Annotated in this window: 16 protein-coding genes, 1 tRNA gene and 2 pseudogenes; 5 read left to right on the plus strand and 14 right to left on the minus strand. The window is 60.0% G+C overall.

The annotated features are described in order from the left end of the window. The first annotated feature begins 10 nt into the window (after positions 1 to 10). The 4 genes from DKB71_RS07505 to DKB71_RS07520 all read left to right on the plus strand — a co-directional run bounded on the left by DKB71_RS07505 (position 11) and on the right by DKB71_RS07520 (position 2,493). Positions 11 to 964, plus strand: a complete 954-nt coding sequence (locus DKB71_RS07505; RefSeq protein ID WP_408599992.1) for a LysR substrate-binding domain-containing protein — start codon at positions 11 to 13, stop codon at positions 962 to 964. Next, positions 961 to 1,599: a LysE family translocator gene (locus tag DKB71_RS07510; RefSeq protein ID WP_274073487.1), complete on the plus strand. Its 639-nt coding sequence runs from the start codon at positions 961 to 963 to the stop codon at positions 1,597 to 1,599. The genes DKB71_RS07505 and DKB71_RS07510 overlap by 4 nt, the downstream gene beginning before the upstream one ends. 160 nt (positions 1,600 to 1,759) lie before the next feature. Further along, the gene (locus DKB71_RS07515; protein ID WP_077184220.1) at positions 1,760 to 1,915 is read left to right on the plus strand and encodes a KGG domain-containing protein; all 156 of its coding nucleotides are present in this window, start codon (positions 1,760 to 1,762) and stop codon (positions 1,913 to 1,915) included. A gap of 74 nt (positions 1,916 to 1,989) precedes the next feature. After that, the gene (locus tag DKB71_RS07520; protein WP_323606677.1) at positions 1,990 to 2,493 is read left to right on the plus strand and encodes a DUF4142 domain-containing protein; all 504 of its coding nucleotides are present in this window, start codon (positions 1,990 to 1,992) and stop codon (positions 2,491 to 2,493) included. A gap of 45 nt (positions 2,494 to 2,538) precedes the next feature. On the opposite strand, the gene DKB71_RS07525 is transcribed toward DKB71_RS07520, so the two are convergent. Then, complete coding sequence (locus DKB71_RS07525) at positions 2,539 to 2,949, minus strand: low affinity iron permease family protein (protein ID WP_323626666.1); 411 nt, start codon at positions 2,947 to 2,949, stop codon at positions 2,539 to 2,541. Positions 2,950 to 3,302: 353 nt separating this feature from the next. On the opposite strand from DKB71_RS07525, the gene tam reads away from it, so the two are divergent. Next, positions 3,303 to 4,073, plus strand: a complete 771-nt coding sequence (gene tam, locus DKB71_RS07530; protein WP_323626668.1) for a trans-aconitate 2-methyltransferase — start codon at positions 3,303 to 3,305, stop codon at positions 4,071 to 4,073. Between the two features lie 286 nt (positions 4,074 to 4,359). On the opposite strand, the pseudogene DKB71_RS07535 reads toward tam, so the two are convergent. The 13 genes and pseudogenes from DKB71_RS07535 to uca all read right to left on the minus strand — a co-directional run. Then, positions 4,360 to 4,545 (minus strand): annotated as a pseudogene (locus tag DKB71_RS07535) (SAM-dependent methyltransferase); the annotation flags it as partial. 128 nt (positions 4,546 to 4,673) lie between these two features. Further along, positions 4,674 to 4,944 (minus strand): annotated as a pseudogene (locus tag DKB71_RS07540) (short-chain dehydrogenase). A 412-nt stretch (positions 4,945 to 5,356) separates the two neighbouring features. Next, entirely contained in the window at positions 5,357 to 5,764 is a 408-nt protein-coding gene (locus DKB71_RS07545; RefSeq protein ID WP_274073492.1) for a type II toxin-antitoxin system HicB family antitoxin, read from the minus strand. Positions 5,765 to 5,799: 35 nt separating this feature from the next. Continuing rightward, entirely contained in the window at positions 5,800 to 5,979 is a 180-nt protein-coding gene (locus DKB71_RS07550) for a type II toxin-antitoxin system HicA family toxin (RefSeq protein WP_077184214.1), read from the minus strand. A gap of 266 nt (positions 5,980 to 6,245) precedes the next feature. Continuing rightward, complete coding sequence (locus tag DKB71_RS07555) at positions 6,246 to 7,214, minus strand: RHS repeat-associated core domain-containing protein (RefSeq protein WP_408599993.1); 969 nt, start codon at positions 7,212 to 7,214, stop codon at positions 6,246 to 6,248. A gap of 174 nt (positions 7,215 to 7,388) precedes the next feature. Next, on the minus strand, positions 7,389 to 8,936 hold the full coding sequence (locus DKB71_RS07560; protein ID WP_408599994.1) for a Fic family protein: 1,548 nt from the start codon (positions 8,934 to 8,936) through the stop codon (positions 7,389 to 7,391). 305 nt (positions 8,937 to 9,241) lie between these two features. After that, positions 9,242 to 9,315, minus strand: a tRNA-Gly gene (locus DKB71_RS07565). A 174-nt stretch (positions 9,316 to 9,489) separates the two neighbouring features. After that, complete coding sequence (locus DKB71_RS07570; protein ID WP_046816730.1) at positions 9,490 to 10,374, minus strand: alpha/beta fold hydrolase; 885 nt, start codon at positions 10,372 to 10,374, stop codon at positions 9,490 to 9,492. A 312-nt stretch (positions 10,375 to 10,686) separates the two neighbouring features. Then, the gene (locus DKB71_RS07575; RefSeq protein WP_406591996.1) at positions 10,687 to 11,379 is read right to left on the minus strand and encodes a pseudouridine synthase; all 693 of its coding nucleotides are present in this window, start codon (positions 11,377 to 11,379) and stop codon (positions 10,687 to 10,689) included. 35 nt (positions 11,380 to 11,414) lie between these two features. Beyond that, positions 11,415 to 11,633: a cysteine-rich CWC family protein gene (locus tag DKB71_RS07580; protein WP_323606725.1), complete on the minus strand. Its 219-nt coding sequence runs from the start codon at positions 11,631 to 11,633 to the stop codon at positions 11,415 to 11,417. After that, a complete protein-coding gene (locus DKB71_RS07585; RefSeq protein WP_408599995.1) occupies positions 11,620 to 13,113 on the minus strand; it encodes a diguanylate cyclase domain-containing protein in 1,494 nt (497 codons plus the stop codon). The genes DKB71_RS07580 and DKB71_RS07585 overlap by 14 nt, the downstream gene beginning before the upstream one ends. Positions 13,114 to 13,303: 190 nt before the next feature. Then, on the minus strand, positions 13,304 to 15,082 hold the full coding sequence (gene atzF / locus DKB71_RS07590; RefSeq protein ID WP_408599996.1) for an allophanate hydrolase: 1,779 nt from the start codon (positions 15,080 to 15,082) through the stop codon (positions 13,304 to 13,306). A gap of 24 nt (positions 15,083 to 15,106) precedes the next feature. Further along, on the minus strand, positions 15,107 to 18,733 hold the full coding sequence (gene uca, locus DKB71_RS07595) for an urea carboxylase (protein WP_408599997.1): 3,627 nt from the start codon (positions 18,731 to 18,733) through the stop codon (positions 15,107 to 15,109). Positions 18,734 to 18,978: the final 245 nt, after the last annotated feature.

Here is an 18,978-nt window from a genome sequence, read left to right on the forward strand (position 1 = left end):
TATCCAGAACATGCATCAGATGAATGATCTGCGCCGCATCGATCTCAACCTGCTGGTGATCCTCGACGCCTTGCTCAACGAGCAACATGTGACCCGTGCGGCCGAGCGCCTGCACCTTAGCCAGCCTGCCGTCAGCCATGCATTGGCGCGGCTGCGTGATCTGCTTGACGACCCGCTGCTGGTGCGCGCCGGCGCCAGCCTGGTGCCGACGCCAAGAGCGCTGGAGTTGACGGCGCCGCTGGCCGAGGCCCTGGCCCAGGTGCAATCGCTGCTGGCGCCGAACACCTTCGATCCGGCCACGGCCAAACGAACCTTTCGCCTGGCGATGTCAGACTACGGCGCCGCCATCGTCCTGCCAGGGTTGATCCGTACGCTGCGTCGCGAAGCGCCTGGCATCGACCTGCAAATCAGTCATGGCAGCCGTGAAGGCATGCTCGATGGAGTCCTCAACGGCGATATCGATGTCGCCGCCGGGGTGTTTCCGGAAATGCCCAACGAGCTGCGCAGCACGGCGCTGTTCGAGGAACACTACGCCTGCCTGGTGGACCGCCACAGCCTGCCCGCCGACGGTGTCCTCGACCTGCCGAGCTATCTGGCGCGGCCCCATGTGCTGCTGGAAATGCGCGGCAGCGGCACCCCGGAAATCGAACGAGCCCTGACCGCCTTGCGCGAGCGCCGTCGCGTCGCGATCAGCCTGCCGCACTGGAGCGTCGCGCCGCAGTTCATCAGCGGCACCGACCTGATCCTCACCGTCGCTTCCCGGGGTTTGCGCGACATCGACGAGTCGTCGTTGATCGTCGTCCCGCCACCGTTTCACATTCCGTCGTTCACCTTTGTCCTGGTGTGGCACAAGCGGCGGGGCGGGGATCAGGCCCTGAACTGGTTGAATGCACAAATCGAGCGCGCCGCAGGTGATATAGACTGGCGCCCATTCAGCAAAACAACTCATAAGGACTCCCCATGACCCCCTCACTGCTAATGGCCGTTCTCGCCTCGGGCTTCATTTATGGCATCACGCCAGGGCCGGGCGTATTGGCGGTGTTCGGTATCGGCGCGGCGCACGGGCGGCGGGCGGGAGCTGGGTTTCTCTGCGGGCATTTGCTGGGCGACGTGGTCTGGTGCAGCACCGCGCTGGTGGCGATCGTCGGTGCGCGGGAAATCGGCAGCACCGCGTTCGATGTGCTGGGCGTGCTTAGCGGGCTCTACCTGTTCTGGCTCGGCTGGCGCGCGGTGCGGGCGCGTCAACGGGGTGTCGAGGCGCCGCAGGGGCCGGCGCGGCGGCCGTTCTGGCACGGCATTCTGTTCGGCCTGACCAATCCGAAAGCCTACCCGGTGGCCGTCGCCACTTTCACGGCGCTATTGTCCAGCCGGGCAGAGTTGCTGACCTGGTCGATGTTGCCATGGCTGATCGTGTTGAGCTTCGTCGGCGGCCTGATGGCCTACGCTATCCTCATCGGCATCGTCGGTGCGCGCCAGGTACGCACCTTGTATCAACGCCATGAGTTGGCTATCACCCGCTTGTGCGGGGTAATGTTCATCGGTTTTGCCATCAACGCCCTGGCGCATGCACTGCCTGGGCTGGTGACGAACAAGGCTTGACGCTGGACGTAGGGACGCGTCAGTTGCACTGCGACTCGTCTGAAAATTTCGCCACCGTTCGTCGAGACGATTCCAGGTTTTCTAAACCTTTTGATGCGCGCAAATTCAGATTCTATGCGGGCTACAGCTCGCCGAGATCATCATCAAGAGGTAGAGAATCATGCCTAACTCAAGAAACTCGAACTCGGGAAACTTCGCCAATGATCGAACGAAGGCGTCTGAAGCCGGTCGCAAAGGTGGGAAAACCACTACCACGACCGTCGATAAAGAGCCTACGAAACCCATGGGCCGCAAGCCTGGACAGAAGTCCAAGTAATCGATGCAGGTGGTTTTGATCGAGAAGCGGGAGCGAAAGCTCCCGTTTGAATTTTTACCGAGGAGGGCGCGACCATGAACCGCATGGCCACCCGATTACGCAATGGCGGCCTGGCCGCATTACTGGGCCTGTGTGCCACCAGTGCCTTCGCCCAGAGCCCCACCGAATTCATCAACGATGCGTCGGCCCAAGGCATTGCCGACATCGAAGCCAGTCGCCTGGCGCACCAGAAGTCCGAGTCCAAGGAGGTCAAGGACTACACCATCGTGGTCATCAACGATCGCACCACCGCCAACCAGCATCTGGCGAAAATCGCCAAGCAACTGGATCTGCCGGTGGCACCGCGCGAAGAGGTAGTGGAAAAAGCCAAGGCCCTGATGCCGCCAGTCTCGGAGGGTGCGTCCTTCGATGAGGCTTACGCGGCCAGTCAGGTCAAGACCACCGAGCAAGCCATCGAGCAGCTCGAGCAAACGGCGCAGACCACCGACGTGCCGCAGATCAAGGCGTTCGCTGAAGAGACCCTGCCAAAGCTGCAAAATCACCTGCAGATGGCCAGGGCCCTGCAAGCCAGTCGCTGACCCTTCGCATACGCGGGTGACCTTGGGTCACCCGCGTAACATCGATCAGCATTTATTCAGATCCTGTTTACCTTTCTCCTGGACCACGGTGCCGTCGATGGAAATGGTCTGGCCTTCGCCGAGGCTGCGGTAGTGTTTTCTCAAGGCTTCCAGCTCCTTGAGGTCCAGCGCCTCGAGCCCGAGCATCGCGTTCTGCGCCTCCTTCGTCACCCGCAGCAACTCATCGACCTTCAGGTGCAGGATGTCCGTGTCGCGGTTCTGGGTGTTCTGAATCAGGAACACCATCAGGAAGGTGATGATGGTGGTCGAGGTGTTGATGACCAGCTGCCAGGTATCGTTGAAACCGAAAATCGGGCCACTCACGCCCCACACTAAAATCAGGATAATCGCCCCGAGGAACGTCGTGGGGCTGCCGGTCCAGAGAGCCAGTTTCTGGGCGATTTTTGCGAATTTCATGGCCGTTTTCCTTATTGGGGATGCACCTGAAATTCAGACACTGGCGGCGGGGTGAAAATTCGGCTTTATACCCGCTACCCAATGGAAAATCCCGTAGGCGTCCTCATAACCGACCAACCTCCGCGGCCGCACCCAATCCACTGTAGGAGCTGGCTCGCCAGCGAAGGCGCCCTCATGGCCGCCCCCTCTCTACCGGCCCCACCCGATCCACTGTAGGAGCTGGCTCGCCAGCGAAGGCGGCGGAAAGACCACCGCAATCTTCAAGGTGCAATAGAGCACCACCCACCAGTCGATGTATCGTAGCGAACCCGTTGTCAGCCAAGCCCCAGACAACGCACCAACAGGAGAACGCAATGAGTTGGTCCGCCAAACAATACGTCGCTTTTGAAGATGAACGCACCCGTCCCGCTCGCGACCTGCTGGCCGCCATCCCCGCTGGATCAGTGCGCTCGGCCATCGACATCGGTTGCGGTCCCGGTAACTCGACCGAGTTGCTGGTGGAACGCTTCCCCGACGCCACGGTGCGCGGGCTGGACAGTTCAACCGACATGATCGAGGCCGCACGCAAGCGCCTGCCCCAAGTGCAGTTCGACATCGCGGACATCGACACCTGGAATGATACTGGCCCATTCGACGTGATCTTCGCCAACGCCGTGCTGCAGTGGGTACCCGATCACGCCACATTGCTGCCTGCGCTGGTGAGCAAACTCACCCCCGGTGGCAGCCTGGCGATCCAGATGCCGGACAACCTCAATCAACCCTCGCACCGCTTGATGCGCGAAGTCGCGGCACAAGGCCCGTGGGCCGAAAAACTGGCGAGCGTCGCCGCACAACGGACCGAAATGGCCGATGCCAGCGCGTATTACTCAATGCTCAAAGCCTGTTGCACCCGCGTCGATGTATGGCGCACCACGTACCATCATCCGCTGGCGGGCGGCGCGTCGGGTGTAGTGGAGTGGTTCAAGGGCAGCGGCTTGCGGCCGTTCCTCGAACCATTGGATGAGGCACAACGCGCGCAGTATCTGCAGCAGTATCAGACTGCAATCGAGCAGGCCTATCCGGCATTGGCCGATGGTTCGGTATTGCTGCCGTTCCCGCGTTTGTTTCTGGTGGCGACGCGCTGAGGTGAAAAAGGCAGAGATGAGGAAAGAATCATCTCTGCCTTTTCCTTGCGCGCCTGGCACCCAGGTATTCAAAAATAAACGAAGCAAAGCCGAACAACCCGATCATTGAAATGACCATGATCCCCAACTCTGAACTGTCCATGCTGACCTCTTGGCGAACGGTGAGCAGGGAGAATAAGGGATCCGTTGTCTGGCGAAACGCAGCTATACAGCATCTTTACTGGCGTGCGCGGATCCATACGCAACCTATACAAGTGCTTGCGACAAACACTCAGCGCTGAACGTGCTCGCTGTCCCGACGGCAAAACCAGCCATAACCGCACCCGAGATCCACCACCTTCAAGCCTTGCATCGGCGGCAGCATCGCCATAGGCGCAGGCGCTTCCGGTGCGGCATCGAGGCCGCCAATCGAGCGGGCCATCTGGCTATAGCCCTGGAAAAAACCGGGAGCGTCGTAGATGTTTTGAGTCATGGTAGTGGTGCTCTGCTGAGATGGTTTGGGTTATCGCAAACCCTGTGGGAGCGAGCCTGCTCGCGATGACGGTCGCACAGTCACATCTGTGTTGCCTGCCAGACCACCATCGTGAGCAAAGTGTTACGTCAGGACGGTTCGGCATCCATGCGCCGAGCGATGACATCCAGCACATCGCAGCCATCGCGCAAAGGAATGCAACACAACAATGCGAAGTCGCTGAGGATGACTGAGTCTGTGCTGATCTCACCTCGCATCGCGAGGTTTTCGAGAACCTGCGTCACGGCACCGATTCGGGTAACGGGCACTGCTGAGCAGCGAGTGCAGCGGTTGAGTGGTGTTGACGTAAAACGAGGGGAGGTCGTCGGCGTTGCTGGTTAGAGCCATATATTCATTCATGAGTGATTACCTTGAAGTTAGGTGAACTACCACTCATCGTCGCCAAACAAAGGGTGGTAGCTGTACGCGGGTTGGCGAACCGGACAAGGCACAAACCGGCAGACCCGAAGATCTCCCACGCACAGCCACCAAAAAACAGGTAGCCAAGTGCGTTCAGAAACGCTCCGAGCTGGCCGGAGATTTCTGTGCCTTGCCATCGAGTCGCCAAACCCGATACGCCATTTGGGGCGCGCTCGGACTATAGATCTCATGACAATGGCACAGCAATGCGCGAGTGTACGGACATTTCCCAGACTATTGTAGGACGTTGCTTTTTTTAGAAATGGTGTCGCCTGAGATCCAACATTCATTAAATTCCGGCCACAAAAAACCGGCCACTCGGGCCGGTTGATAGATCACTGCAATAAGCTTATCAGCTCTGCTGCAATACCTTGAGTGCTGCCGAAGCCAGAAAGCCCGAACGGCTTTTCTCTTCCGGATGGTGCAGCACGTATTCATCGATACGGTTTAGCAGGTACCCAGGCAGTGTGATGTTCAGCTTCTGGGCCTTGCCCAGATATTTGGTAACGTCGATGTCCACCAGTGCCCACGCACATCCCGCGTACTTTGGGTTGGCTGCGTGCAGTGTCACTTTATTTGCGGGGGGAATGGCTGAACCCCCTTCGGCCAAGATCTCGAAATGGCCTTCAATGGCTTCTCGGGCCATCGCCATCGCATCATCCAGATCTTCCCCGGCGGAAAAGCAGCCCGGGATGTCAGGGACTTCAACGCCCCAGGCGTGCTCCTCATCTCCCATTGAAATCGCAATCGGGTAAAGCATTGTCATTGTCCTCCGAGGACTCGGCACAGCGTCTGTCAGAGCAGCGCCTGTTGCAAAATACTGATGGCCGTTTTCTTGAGAAGATCTTTCTTCGGGTGAGGGACTGTCACCAGGCCCGGTTTGGTCGGATGCTTGAAGTGATGATGGCTGCCTCTGATACGTACCAGATACCAGCCGTCCGCAACGAGTTGGCTTATCAAAAATCGGCTATTCACATCACCTCCCTGTGGTGTGCTTGTGGTTACTATACCTACTGGTTGTTTTTAATCAACACTATAACCACCAAGTCGTCCTGGCTCGGTGGGACAGCGATAGGAATCGAGTCTAGAAGGCCGCTGCGGACATGGCTTTGGGCAAGCCTGAAAGGAGAGGGTTGGTGTATTGCGAGGTTTTGCGTGCAGGAGCCAACAAGCCGGCACCTATAGATCCAGTGCTTGTGGAAAGGCTAATGCCTGATGAGATTCGAGAGCAAATCCACGTCTTAGCTGCTTGAGCGTCTGATTGTCCTGGCTGCGGAATTAGTTTCATCTATGAATTGCAGTTGCGGAAGCTCGCTCATCCGGGCTGTGTGAAGCTCGGGTTGATTCAAGAGGTTCTCCTGGTCTCTCGCAAGCCGTGTGCTTTGCGATAGACGTCCAGCTTGAGGTGATGCACCGCGTGCAGTCGAATGTATGGGGGCAATGGGAGTCAGGGCTATCGATTGACTGTATGGTGGCGGTGGACCAAGGTTCACGGTGGAGTACGATGGCGGCAAATCCCGAACTGACAAAGTTGAGTATCTTGGCGGACCCTCGGTGGCCCCCCTAGCCACCGTCTGAAACCATTGGCTACCTCTTGCCGTTGCTGCTCTTGCCGCTTTGACACCCAGCGCTATGGCGGTTCCCCCTGCCGTCATACTCGCACTCGCCAGAAAGGGTGCTATTACCGAGGCTGGATTTGCAGCCGCCCCTAAACCGGCCAGCATGCCTGCCGTTCCCATACCCACAGTCAAAATTCCTTGCACACGAGAATGACTACTTGCATACATTCCCAGAATCAGTGCTGTCGATGATGTAAAGCTTCCACCGCCTGCAAGCATAAGCACGGTCGGTATAGCGAAGCGCCCTGTGGGATCTCGATGATTTACTGGATCTGCGACGCAATAGGTGTACGCGTTTAATCCACCGGCGGCGAATGGGCTCAATTTGTCAGGAGAGTGGAACCGCATCAGTACCGGGTTGTAGGTTCGATAACCGTTGCCCAATAAATACCAATGAGTCTGTGCTTCCTTAAGCTCACCATTGAAACCAAGACGGGTACAACGGTGATCGCCTGATCGGTACCCATAGGCAGTGTATGCCAATGGATTCACCTCGCCTTGACTCACCTGCGCCACAACGGATTGGTTCTGATGGGTCGCAAGTAGAATCGTTTTTGGTTCGTTTTTCTCGATTCGAGTGGGCGTGACCATAAGGGGCTTCTGGATACTGAAAGGACGATACTGTTGTTTTACAGATTTTGGTCCCGCGTCGGTACTAGCAGAACTGATAGTACGTTGGCCTAGCTCCAGTCTACATTTAGCGAGAGCGGCGAGGATCTTGAAACAGGGAAAAGTAGGGAAAAGTAGGGAAAAGGGGAGACGGATTTATTTCTCTTCACTGCTTCCCATCTCGCGATCTTCAAACGCCGAACGCACAGCCTCCACAACTCGTTCCGCCATGCGCTCATCCTCAAGCTGCGGATACCCTTTCTTCAGCTTGCCCGAAACCACCCAACCATTCTCCTTGATGGAGCGGATGATGCGATTCGCATCCTGGTCGGGCATCTCCAGCACCTCTTTCAACTGCTCCTGTGCTCGCTGAAAGATCAACAGTACGCGCGCTTCATCCGCCATTTCCGTGCGAATCGTGTGCTCGACAACGCGCGCGGTGTACAGGACGTGTTCGGTCAGGTCCGGATACCGCCAGGCAAAACAGCCATCTTCATATTCATCGAAGATGAAGTTGCTGAGGGTCCCGTCCTCGTCGGTCACCAGTTCGCCGAAGCGATACGCCGTCGCGTAACGGCGCATGAAAGGTCGCGAGAACACTTCGAGCGTACGGTCGTAGCCGGCCCGGAAGTCGATCGAGCTGGTGATGGTGGCTGATACTGGCAGAATGACGCCATCGGGCACTGCCTTGTCTCGAATCAAAGTGTCGTTGATCAGGAAACGGTGGATCCGACCATTGCCATCGCGCATGGGATGGATATAGACGAAGCCAAATGCCAACACAGCGGCACGCGCCAGCGATTCCGCACCACGTGTTGCAATCTCAAATTCGTTGAGGCCCGCCAGTAGTGAGTCAAGGTCCCTGGAGTGGGGCGCAATGTAGTGCACGATGTCCTCGCGCATCGTGGCTTGCCCCACAAATACAGGAGAGCGCCGCAAACCCAGGCCGATGGCGTCATGTCCCAGAATGCCGGCTTGCAGGGACTGCAGTCTGTCGTTGCTCAACGGGTTTTCGATATGACCGCAGTATTGGGCAATGACATGGGCAAACCGTTGGATGCGATCAGCCTGGTCGGCTTCCTTTTCGATCAGAAAACTAGCGCGCGATTCCTTGAACGTCAGCCAACTGGCCGTACGCATCAGGATGTCAGCGCCAAAGGTCTGATCCAACTCGGCCAATGCTTCGCGCAGATCAAATTGCAGAGCGTCCTGCACGGGCGCTGTTCGACGAACCAAGGGACAGAACTGAGCCGTTCCCGGCAGATTGTTATTGATTCGCCAACGCCGAATTCGTAACGACTGGCGACGAGTCAGGTATTTTTTTGGCGAAAGTGCATCAACGTAGGCACCATTGGTCACGTCCGGCACATCCAGGTGTTCACCTGTCAGCCATTCATAAAGGAATCCTGTGCGACGGGCGTACTGGCCGAAAGGCTCTCGTCGACACCAGTCTTCGACAGGCTGCGGCCCTACGACCGCAAACAGGCGGGCAAAAAATTCGAGATGAATGTCTTCGTACTTGAGGCCGAATTCGAAATGTCCTGCAAAGTCGTCTGCGGGTCGGTAGCTTGGCGGATACCGGTTCTCCACATGCCCGTCGCTTTCGCGGCTGACCCGTGTGCTGCCGATCGTGGACTCGACGCGCAGAGGCTGCGCCAATGCGATGTCGTAGCGGTTCGCGAGGGTGTTAAAACCGACTTGCATTGACGAGATCCTTTACTGAGGAAAGAAAAACGCTAACAGAACGTCGATCCTATGCGAAAACGCTAATTTATGCAGGTGTGAAAAGGCTAATGTTTGATGAAAAATGATACTAAAACCGGGTTCTGAGAAAAAAACGCTAACGAGTCCAGATTAGTCACTACAGCGGTGGGGTTACATGCTTATCGAAAGTGGAAATGAAACGCTGAATTTCACCAAATATTAGACACAAAAAAACCGGCCATCTAAGCCGGTTTTTTCTTTACCTGCATCCCCCGTCAACAAACAACGTGAGACAAGAATTCGGTTGGAGCGGGTGAAGGGAATCGAACCCTCGTTATCAGCTTGGGAAGCTGGAGTAATGCCATTATACGACACCCGCTCAGAGCGGAGACTTTGTACCAGATGTGCGCGTGGAAATGAAGTTTTTCTTTGCGTTTGATGGCTTTAGCGCGGGTGAAGCACATGCACGGACCCTGTGACGGTCGTTCGCGGGCAAGCCTCGCGCCTACGGGAGTACGTAAGGGCTGCGGGGCTTGCTCGCGACGACGCTGTTTCAGAGGGACAATGCATGGTGGTCCTGAACGTAGTGGTAACGCGGTCGGCTATCGTGCTGTGCCGGCTTCAGGAACCCCAGTAATGCGTTGCGGCTGTCTCGGCAGGCGGCTTTGTGTTCCATGTCGAGAAAGTGGCCGGTAGCGCCCAGGGTTGTGAAGGTGGCGTCTTGCACGTGATCGGCGAACAACCGGGCGCCATCGGCGGCGGTGTATTCGTCCCATTCGCCGTTCATGAACAGCACCGGTACGTTGATTTTCTGCGCCGCCTTGAAGAAGCACTGGCGGTCGCTGTGCAGCAGGTCGCTGATGTGGAAGTGCATCTGCCCGTATTCGTGATCGGCCAGGCTGCTGACGTGGCGATAGTTGAAGCGCTTGAACAGCGTCGGCAGGTGTTTGCCGATGGTGCTGTTGACCAGGTTGCCGACCCGGTCACCGTCACGGCTGCCCAGGTAATCCACGCCGCGCTCAAGGTAGTCGAGCATGTGCGCATTGATCTCCGGGGAGAACGAGCTGATCACGGCTTTTTCGATGCGCCGAGGCTGTTGGGCCAGGGCGACCAGGGTCGCGGCGCCACCCCAGGAAAACGACAGCACGTGTTCGGCGGCGAAGTGGTCGATCAGCTCCAGGAGGATCTGCCCTTCGACTTCCTTGGTCAGCAATTTCTCGTGCAGGTTGTGGGCTTTGGACCGGCCCGCGTAGGGCTGGTCGTAGCAGACCACATTGAACTGCGGGTGGAGATTCTTCACGGTTTGTGCAAACGACGCAGTCGTGGCCATCGAGCCGTTGACCAGGATAATGGTCTTCTCTGCGGCGTCTGCGCGATAGAACTCCGTGTAAACCCGATACTGACCCTGTATATCCAACACAGCGATTTCTGGCCTCATGTCATAAGACTCCTGGCAAGCGGGTATGCGCGCAAAAGAGATTGCACGAGCTTTGTGACAGGTAGGCATACGCCCTGGAAATTGTTAGCCCATGTCGATCCAATGCAGTCCGGTCGACGGGTATTGTTATTGGCGGGCAGTTTGCCGGGTGAGGCCGGAACCCTAGGGTCCCTACCGGCAAAAAGTTTCTTAGATACAGCTTGTGACTCATCGGTCACATTTCGGCCGACGTCCTGATTCAAGCAGGGGTCACGTCATCGCGCAAGTGCCTTTGGCAAATTGTTCGACAACTTCTGCTCAGCGGTAGGCTGCTTAGATCAATTCGATCTCATCGACGCTCAGCGGGCGGTATTCACCCGGTTTCAACGCGTTGTCGAGCACCAGTGGGCCCATGGATTCGCGATGCAGGCGCAGCACCTTGTTGTCGAAGTGACCGAACATGCGCTTGACCTGGTGGTAGCGTCCTTCGACGATGCTCAGGCGTGCGCATTTCGGGCCCAGCAGCTCCAGCCCGGCGGGTTGGGTGGTGAGGTCTTCGAAGGCGAAGTACAGCCCCTCGCGGAAAGTGATCGCGTATTCGGGGCCGATGTCCTGCTCGGTTTCAACGTAGTAGACCTTCGCCAGTTTGGTCTGCGGCTGGGTCAGGCGTCGCGACCAACTGCCGTCGTTGGTGATGAGCATCAGGCCGGTGGTGTTGAAATCCAGGCGCCCGGCGATGTGCAGATCATCCTTGTCCGGTTCTGCGATCAGGTCGAGGACGGTGGGGTGCTGCGGGTCGCGGGTGGCGCTGACGCAGCCGGCGGGTTTGTTGAGCATGAAGTGGCGTAGCGGCTTGCCGGCTTGCAGCACTTCGTTGTCGACTTCGACGCGGCTGAATTCGCGCACGTCAGTGTGGGGATCGCTGACGGTCTTGCCGTCGATCCGGACGCGTTTTTCCACCAGCAACAGGCGCACCTGCTTGCGGTTGAAGCAGGGCAGGTTGCTGAGAAAACGGTCGACGCGCATGACGTGAGGATCAGTGAAGAAAGGGGGCGCGCATCTTACTTGATCGACGGCGGCGTTGCTTGCAACTGCGCCTCAACCTCGGCGCAACGAGGACACAGGCAGGCTGTGTTGCGCAGTTCGGCGGGCAGCGCCTGGAGCACCGCCGGGTCGATGCTGACGCCGTAGCACCAGCAGGCCCGGTCAGCGGTTCGCGGGTCGGCCAGGGTGCAGTCGTTGGCTGCGCCGCAGGCGGGGCAGAGGTCAGGCTTTTTCATAGGCAGGTTGAGGCAGTTCCACGCAGATTCGGTTGCGGCCCGATTGTTTGGCCCGGTACATCGCATGATCGGCCCGTGACAGCAGGGTGTGCAAGGTGTCATCGGGCTGCAGGGTGGTCAGGCCGATGCTGACGGTCAGTTGCAAGCGGTTGCCATTGTACGCATAGGGCTGTCGCTCCACATGCTGGCGTATTTTCTCGGCGATCACCTGTCCGCCGTCACCGTCGGTGTCCTTGAGCAGCACGATGAATTCTTCACCGCCCCAGCGACAGACGATGTCGGAGTGGCGCAGGCAGCTTTCCAGGTCTCGGGCGAAGCCGATCAGCACTTGATCGCCGGCCAGGTGGCCGTAGGTGTCGTTCAAGGCCTTGAAGTGGTCCAGGTCCAGCAGCAGCGCCGTCAGCGGCCTGGGTTCACGCTGGGCCTCATGCATCGCTTGCGCGGCCAGCAGGTCGAAGCCGCGGCGGTTGGGCAGTTCCGTCAGGCTGTCGAGCGTGGCCTGGGTCTGGATCTGTCCCTGGTAGCGCTTGATCACGCGGTTGAGCAGGGCCAGCACGATCAGTGTGACGATCAGGCAAATCAGCAGGTTGAGGTACAGCGAGCGGCGGATGTCGCTGAGGTCGCCGTCTTCGCGCTTGTCGACGAACAGGTACCAGTTCAGCTCCGGGATGAAGCGCACGTTGAGGAAATGGCCCTGGCCCTGGCCGGAATATTCGTAGCTGCCGCTGTGGGGCTTGGGCAGTTGGCTGAGCAGGTTTTTCATGCTGTCGAGCTCGGCCAGGGTCTGCCCGGCCAGGGCGCCTTGTGGCCCGCCCTCGGCCCCGGTGAGCACCAGGCGGCCGAAGGTGTCGACGAAGTAGACGCTGCGCTGGTAGCGCTGCTGGTATTTGTCGATCAGCTTGATCACCGCATCGACGGTCAGCCCGACACCCGCGGCGCCGATGAAGCGGTTGTGGTAGTCGTAGACCTTGTAGTTGATGAAGACGGTCAGGTTGTCCTTGTTGGCGAGGTCCGGATCGACGTTGATCTCGTAGGGATCCTTCATGTCACGCACACGGAAGTACCAGGCATCCCGGGGTTCGGTGACCCTGACCTGCTTGAGCACACCCTTGGCGTGGTAGTAGGTGAGGCTCGCGTCGGAGACGAAAAACGCCGTGTAGGCACCGTAGTGGGTCATGACCTCGTCGAGGTAGCGGGTCATCTGCCCGGTGTCGCGTTCGCCATTGACCACCCAGTCGCGCATGAAGGTGTCGCGGGACATCATCGAGGAAATCAGGATCGGCCGGACCAGGTCTTTCTGGATTTCCGAGTAGACGGTGTCCGATGTCAGCGGCAGCTCGGTGTTGACGATGTTGTCGCGGATCGACGCTCGCGAGGCGTAGTAACTGAGAAAGGAAGTGGCCAGGAAGCCTGCGCCCAGCAACGCGACCAACGTGAGGACCAACGACCGTTGGGAATACAGCGGCGAACGAAGTGGCATGGCAGTTCCATTGTCAGCAATCCGATGGCAAGCATTCTAAGGGCTGGCGCGGGAAATAACTGCTCCATGTGCGTCGCGAATGGTCGTTCCCATGCATGACGCAAACAATCCCTGTAGGAGCTGCCGCAGGCTGCGATCAAAAACAAAGTCAAAGATCGCAGCCTGCGGCAGCTCCTACAGGGGGACGGGGTCAGGCTAGGGTTTTGAGGTAGGCGCGCCATCCGCCCAGATGGCTGATGTCCACCGCGCCCTCCAACCCATAGGCCTCACAGATGAATCCGCTTTCCCAGCGACCATCCGCCAGCTGTACCTTGCCCAGCCCCAACGGTGCCGGGATGCCGGTGAGGAACGAGCCCAGTTCGCTGCTTGGCAATTCCCAGACTTCCACGGCAATCGCCACGCCGCCGTGCTTGACCCGAACCATGCCCGGACGCAACGGCGGGCCACCGGCCAACGCATGCAGCTGATAATCGGCCGAGCTGAACGTGGTTTCCACCAGGCGCGCGCCGCGCTGTTTCAGTTGCCAGTTCAGCGCCAGGCCATCCAGGTGGGCGCCACAGACCACCAGCCGCGCGCGGTCATTGCGCGCGACCGCGGTCGGTGCCGGGGCCGCCAGTCCTTGCTGGCGCTGCAAGCCATCGGCCAGGCTCAACAGGTACTGATCGGTGAACGCCCGCCCCAACAGGGTCACACCCCAAGGCAAGCCGTTGTCCATGAACGCGCTGGGCACCGCGACGGCAGCGTAATCGAGCAGGTTCATGAAGTTGGTGTAGTAGCCCAGTTCGCTGTTGCGCAGGACCGGTTCGGCGTCGAGTTCTGCCAGGGTGACCGGGCGGCCAATGGACGGCGTGACCACGCAATCGAGGCCTTGTAGCGCTTTGTCGCACAGGGCTTTCAATGCTTGCAGCCGATATTGAGCGCGGAAGGTCTGCACGCCCGTGACGGCCGGGGCCTTGGCCAGTACGGCGCGAAGGACAGGCAGTACGGCCTGCGGATTGTGTTCCATCAATTCGCCGGCCACGCTGTAACGTTCGGCCACCCACGGGCCTTCGTAAAGCAAACGCGCCGCTTCGAGAAAGGGCGACAGGTCCAGCTCTACCGCTTCACCACCGAGGGCCTTGAGTCGGTCGATTGCATCGGAAAATAGCTGCGGGCCTTGAGCGCAGCCGAAAAATTCCAGGTCTTGCGCACGGGGCACACCGAAACGGAACCCACGCACTGCGCCGAACGCCGAGCCGTCATTCCACAGCGGATTAGCGCGGCTGTACTCGTCCCGTGGATCGAGTTTGGCGGTCAATGCGAGCAACTGACTCGCTTCCCGGGCGGTCGCGGTAAAGGTCGTCACGCAATCGAGCGTGCGACAGGCCGGCACCACACCCGCGGTGGAAATCAGGCCCTTGGTCGCTTTCATCCCCACCAGATTGTTCAACGCCGCCGGCACGCGCCCGGAGCCCGCGGTGTCGGTGCCCAGGGAAAAACTCGCGACACCGAGCGCCACCGCCAGGGAAGAACCGGCGCTGGAGCCACCCGATGGATACTCCGGCAACACGCTATTGGGGCACGCGCCATAGGGCGAGCGCGTGCCGTTGAGGCCGGTGGCGAATTGATCGAGGTTGGTCTTGCCCAGCGGCACGGCGCCCAGGGCCAGCAGTTGCTCGACGATGGTCGCCGAACGTTGCGGCACGTAGGCAAATGCCGGGCAGGCCGCCGTGGTCGTGATGCCCGCCAGGTCGATGTTGTCCTTGATCGCGAACGGCACGCCGTACAAAGGCAGGCTGTCGATGTCACGGCCGTCGAGGGCGGCGAGGTAGGGTTCCAGTTCTTCGGCGCTGAGCACATGGATGAACAAGTGATAGTCCGGGTTCAAGGCCGCTGCCTTATCGCGCAGGCTTGATAGCAGTTGACGAGGCGTGGTGCTGCCGTCGCGGTAGGCGTTGCGCAGGGCGTCGAGTTGCAGATTGATGTTCATGCTATTCGTCCTTTCGAAATGGGTTCAGTCGAGTTCCAGCACCACGACGCGTTGTCCGGCACGCACTGCCGAACCCGGCTGCACGCGAATCTCGCGCACCACGCCGGCCATTGGCGCGAGCAGCGGGATTTCCATCTTCATCGACTCCAGGATCACCAGCACATCACCGGCCTCGACGCGGCTGCCGGCCTGCACCTGGACTTGCCAGAGATTGCCTGCGATGTGGCTGTCGACGCTCTGTTGACCGCTGGCCAGAGGGGCGTCTTCGCTCACCTCTGGAACCAGCTCTTCGCTGTCGAAATGCGCCTGGCCGCTGGCGATCCAGCGCTCGCGTTCGGCATTGAAGGCGCCTTTTTGCTGATCGCGAAACGCGTTGATGCTCTGGGCTTCCTGCGCCAGGAACGCCTGGTAATCCGCCAGGTTCAGCTGACTGTGCTCGATGTTCAGATCGAAACGCCCGAGGGGGAAATCCCGGCGGATGCGCAGCAGTTCATCGGCGCTGACCGGGTAGAAACGGATCTGGTCGAAGAAGCGCAGCAGCCAGGGTTTGCCATCGAACGCGGCGACTTCGCGATAGCGATTCCACATCTGCAAAGTGCGCCCAACAAACTGATAACCGCCGGGGCCTTCCATGCCGTACACGCACATGTAGGCGCCACCGATGCCCACCGAATTTTCCGCGGTCCAGGTGCGCGCCGGGTTGTACTTGGTGGTCACCAGGCGATGGCGCGGGTCGAGCGGAGTGGCGACCGGTGCGCCGAGGTAGACGTCACCCAGGCCCATCACCAGGTAGCTGGCGTCGAACACCGTGCGTTGCACTTCATCGAGGTTCGGCAGGTCGTTGATGCGACGGATGAACTCCAGGTTGCTCGGGCACCAGGGGGCGTCCTTGCGCACGGTGGTCATGTATTTTTCGATCGCCAACTGGCAGGCCGGGTCGTCCCAGGACAGCGGCAGGTGGACGATGCGCGAGGGCACCTGCAGGTCCTTGGCGGCGCACACGGCGTCCCATTCGCCAGCGACGATGCCGAGCAGGTCGGCGAGCGGAAGTTGCTCGGGTTGGTAATGCACTTGCAGCGAGCGGATGCCTGGGGTCAGGTCGATCACGCCGTGCAGGTGTTTGCTTTCCAGGGCTTGCATGAGGGCGTGGGCGCGGAAGCGCAGGACGAGGTCGAGTTCGGGGGCGCCGATTTCGAGAAGAAGATGAGTATCCCCCGACAGCCTCGCGACCAGTCGCGTATCCCCCTGACCCAAATCCAGCACCACAGGCGACACAACCCCCTGTAGGAGCTGGCTTGCCAGCGAAGAAGTTGATGCGGTGTCTGTTAGGGCCTCTTCGCTGGCAAGCCAGCTCCTACAGGTTTTCCATTTCAAGGCGAGGGTGCGCGCGGTCTTGAGATCGACTGGGTGGAACTGCACCTTGTCCCCAGCCTTGAGCTGGCCCAGCTGCCAAAGATCCGCTTCGATCACCGTCACCGGGCACACGAAACCGCCCAGGCTTGGGCCGTCCGGGCCGAGGATCACCGGCATGTCACCGGTGAAATCCACAGCGCCGATGGCGTACGGATTGTCGTGGATATTCGAAGGGTGCAGCCCGGCTTCACCGCCGTCGGCGCGCACCCACTCAGGCTTCGGCCCGATCAGGCGCACGCCGGTGCGGCTGGAATTGAAGTGCACTTCCCACTGCGTGGCGAAGAAGGTGCCGATGTAGTTTTCCGTGAAGTATTCCGGTGCGCCGTGGGGGCCGTAGATCACGCGGATTTGCCGTACGGCGGGCAACTCTGCGATTTCAGGCAGTTGCGCACCGACGCTACGGTCGTTCAACGCCGGCAGATGCAACACATCACCCGCCCGCAAGGCACGACCGCCATGCCCGCCAAACTGACCGAGGGTAAAGGTGCTTTTGCTCCCCAGATAATCCGGAACCTGCAAGCCACCGCGCATGCACAGATAGCTGCGCGCACCAGCACCGGCGATCGTGCCGAGGCTTAAAGTCGCGCCAGTCGGAACCAGCAGCGCGGTGTTCATCGGCACGGCTTCACCGTTCAGCGTCAGCGGAATCATCGCACCGGTCACCGCCACCACCGCATCACAATTGAACCGCAGCAACGGCCCGCTCATGGTGATTTCCAGCGCTGCGGCGCCTTCGTCATTGCCCAGCAGGAGGTTGCCCAGGCGCAACGCACGGCTGTCCATCGGCCCCGATGGCGGCACGCCGACCGCCCAGTAGCCGAGGCGGCCGGGATAGTCCTGGACGCTGGTCTGGGTGCCGGCGCTGAGCACTTCGAAGGTATTGGCGCGGTACTCCAGGCCCTCCAGGCAACGGGTCCATGGCTGGCCGCTGGCGAAGGGCGCATCGAGCAGAATCTGCCGCAGGTAATCGCGGTTGGTTTCCACCCCGTACAGCAGGCTGTCGCCCAAGGCTTGATGCAGATCGGCAGCCGCTTGTTCGCGGGTCGATGCCCAGCTGATGACCTTGGCGATCATCGGATCGAAGTAGGGCGGGATCTCGCAACCGGCCTCGACCCAGGTGTCGATGCGCAGCTGTTTGCCGTCGGCGACGGGAAAATCAACGGCGGTCAGCAAGCCCGGACTCGGTTGAAAATCCCGCCCCGGATCCTCGGCATAAAGTCGTGCCTGAATCGCATGGCCGTCAGCTTTCAAACCTCGGCTCAACTCGCTCAACGGCGGCAGATCACCCGCGGCCAGTTGCACCATCCAGCGCACCAGGTCGACGCCCCAGACTTGCTCGGTGACGCCGTGCTCCACCTGCAACCGGGTGTTCACTTCCAGGAAGTAGAACCGCTGGGCATCGCTGTCGAAGACGAACTCGACGGTGCCGGCGCTGCGGTAGTTCACCGCCTTGGCCAGCTTGATCGCCGCCGCGCACAGTTCATCGGCCATGCCCTCGGGCAGGTTCGGCGCCGGGGTTTCCTCGAGGACTTTCTGGTTGCGCCGCTGCACCGAACAGTCGCGCACGCCGAGGGCTATCACCTCTCCACGGCCGTCGCCAAACACCTGCACTTCCAGGTGCCGGGCGCGCTGGATGTACTTCTCGATGAACACGCCGGCGTCGCTGAAATTGTTCTGCCCGAGGCGCTTGACCGCCTCGAAGGATTCGCTCAACTCGGCCGCGCTGCGGCACACGCGCATGCCGATGCCGCCACCGCCGGCGGTGCTCTTGAGCATCACCGGGTAACCGACCTGTTCGCCGGCGATCAGCGCTGCGTCGAGGCTGTCGAGCAGCTCGGTGCCTTCGAGCATCGGCACGCCGTGTTGTTTGGCCAGGGCGCGGGCGGTGTGCTTGAGGCCGAACACCCGCAGTTGTTCCGGCGTCGGGCCGATGAAGGCGATGTTGGCGGCTTCGCAGGCTTCGGCGAACGCTGCGTTTTCCGAGAGAAAACCGTAGCCGGGATGGATTGCGGTGGCGCCGGTGGCTTTGGCGATGGCGAGGATTTTTTCCACCGCGAGGTAGGTGCCAGCGGCCGCGCCTTCACCGAGGCAATGGGCCTCGTCGGCTTGCAGGATGTGCAGGCTCGCGGCATCGGCTTCGGAATACACGGCAACGCCTGCGACCTGCAGTTCGCGCAAGGTGCGCAGGATGCGGCAGGCGATGGCGCCACGGTTGGCAATCAGGACTTTTTCGAACATGGCATAACCCCTGGAGGGGATGCGGGCCGTCCCGCAGTTTTTCGATGAGCGCCAGGGTCGTCCCCGACGGGAAAATCAACTTTCTTCAAACACCACCGCCCCCTGTAGGAGCTGGCTTGCCAGCGAAAGCGGTGTGTCAGTCACACCATTGTTGAATGTGCTGGCCCATTCGCTGGCAAGCCAGCTCCTACAAGGCACTGGCTTGAGCGGGCCTGGCACAGGGCAAACAACCAGCGGCGCAATTT

Source organism: Pseudomonas sp. PLMAX (genome assembly GCF_046042685.1).
Classification (GTDB): domain Bacteria; phylum Pseudomonadota; class Gammaproteobacteria; order Pseudomonadales; family Pseudomonadaceae; genus Aquipseudomonas; species Aquipseudomonas putida_AE.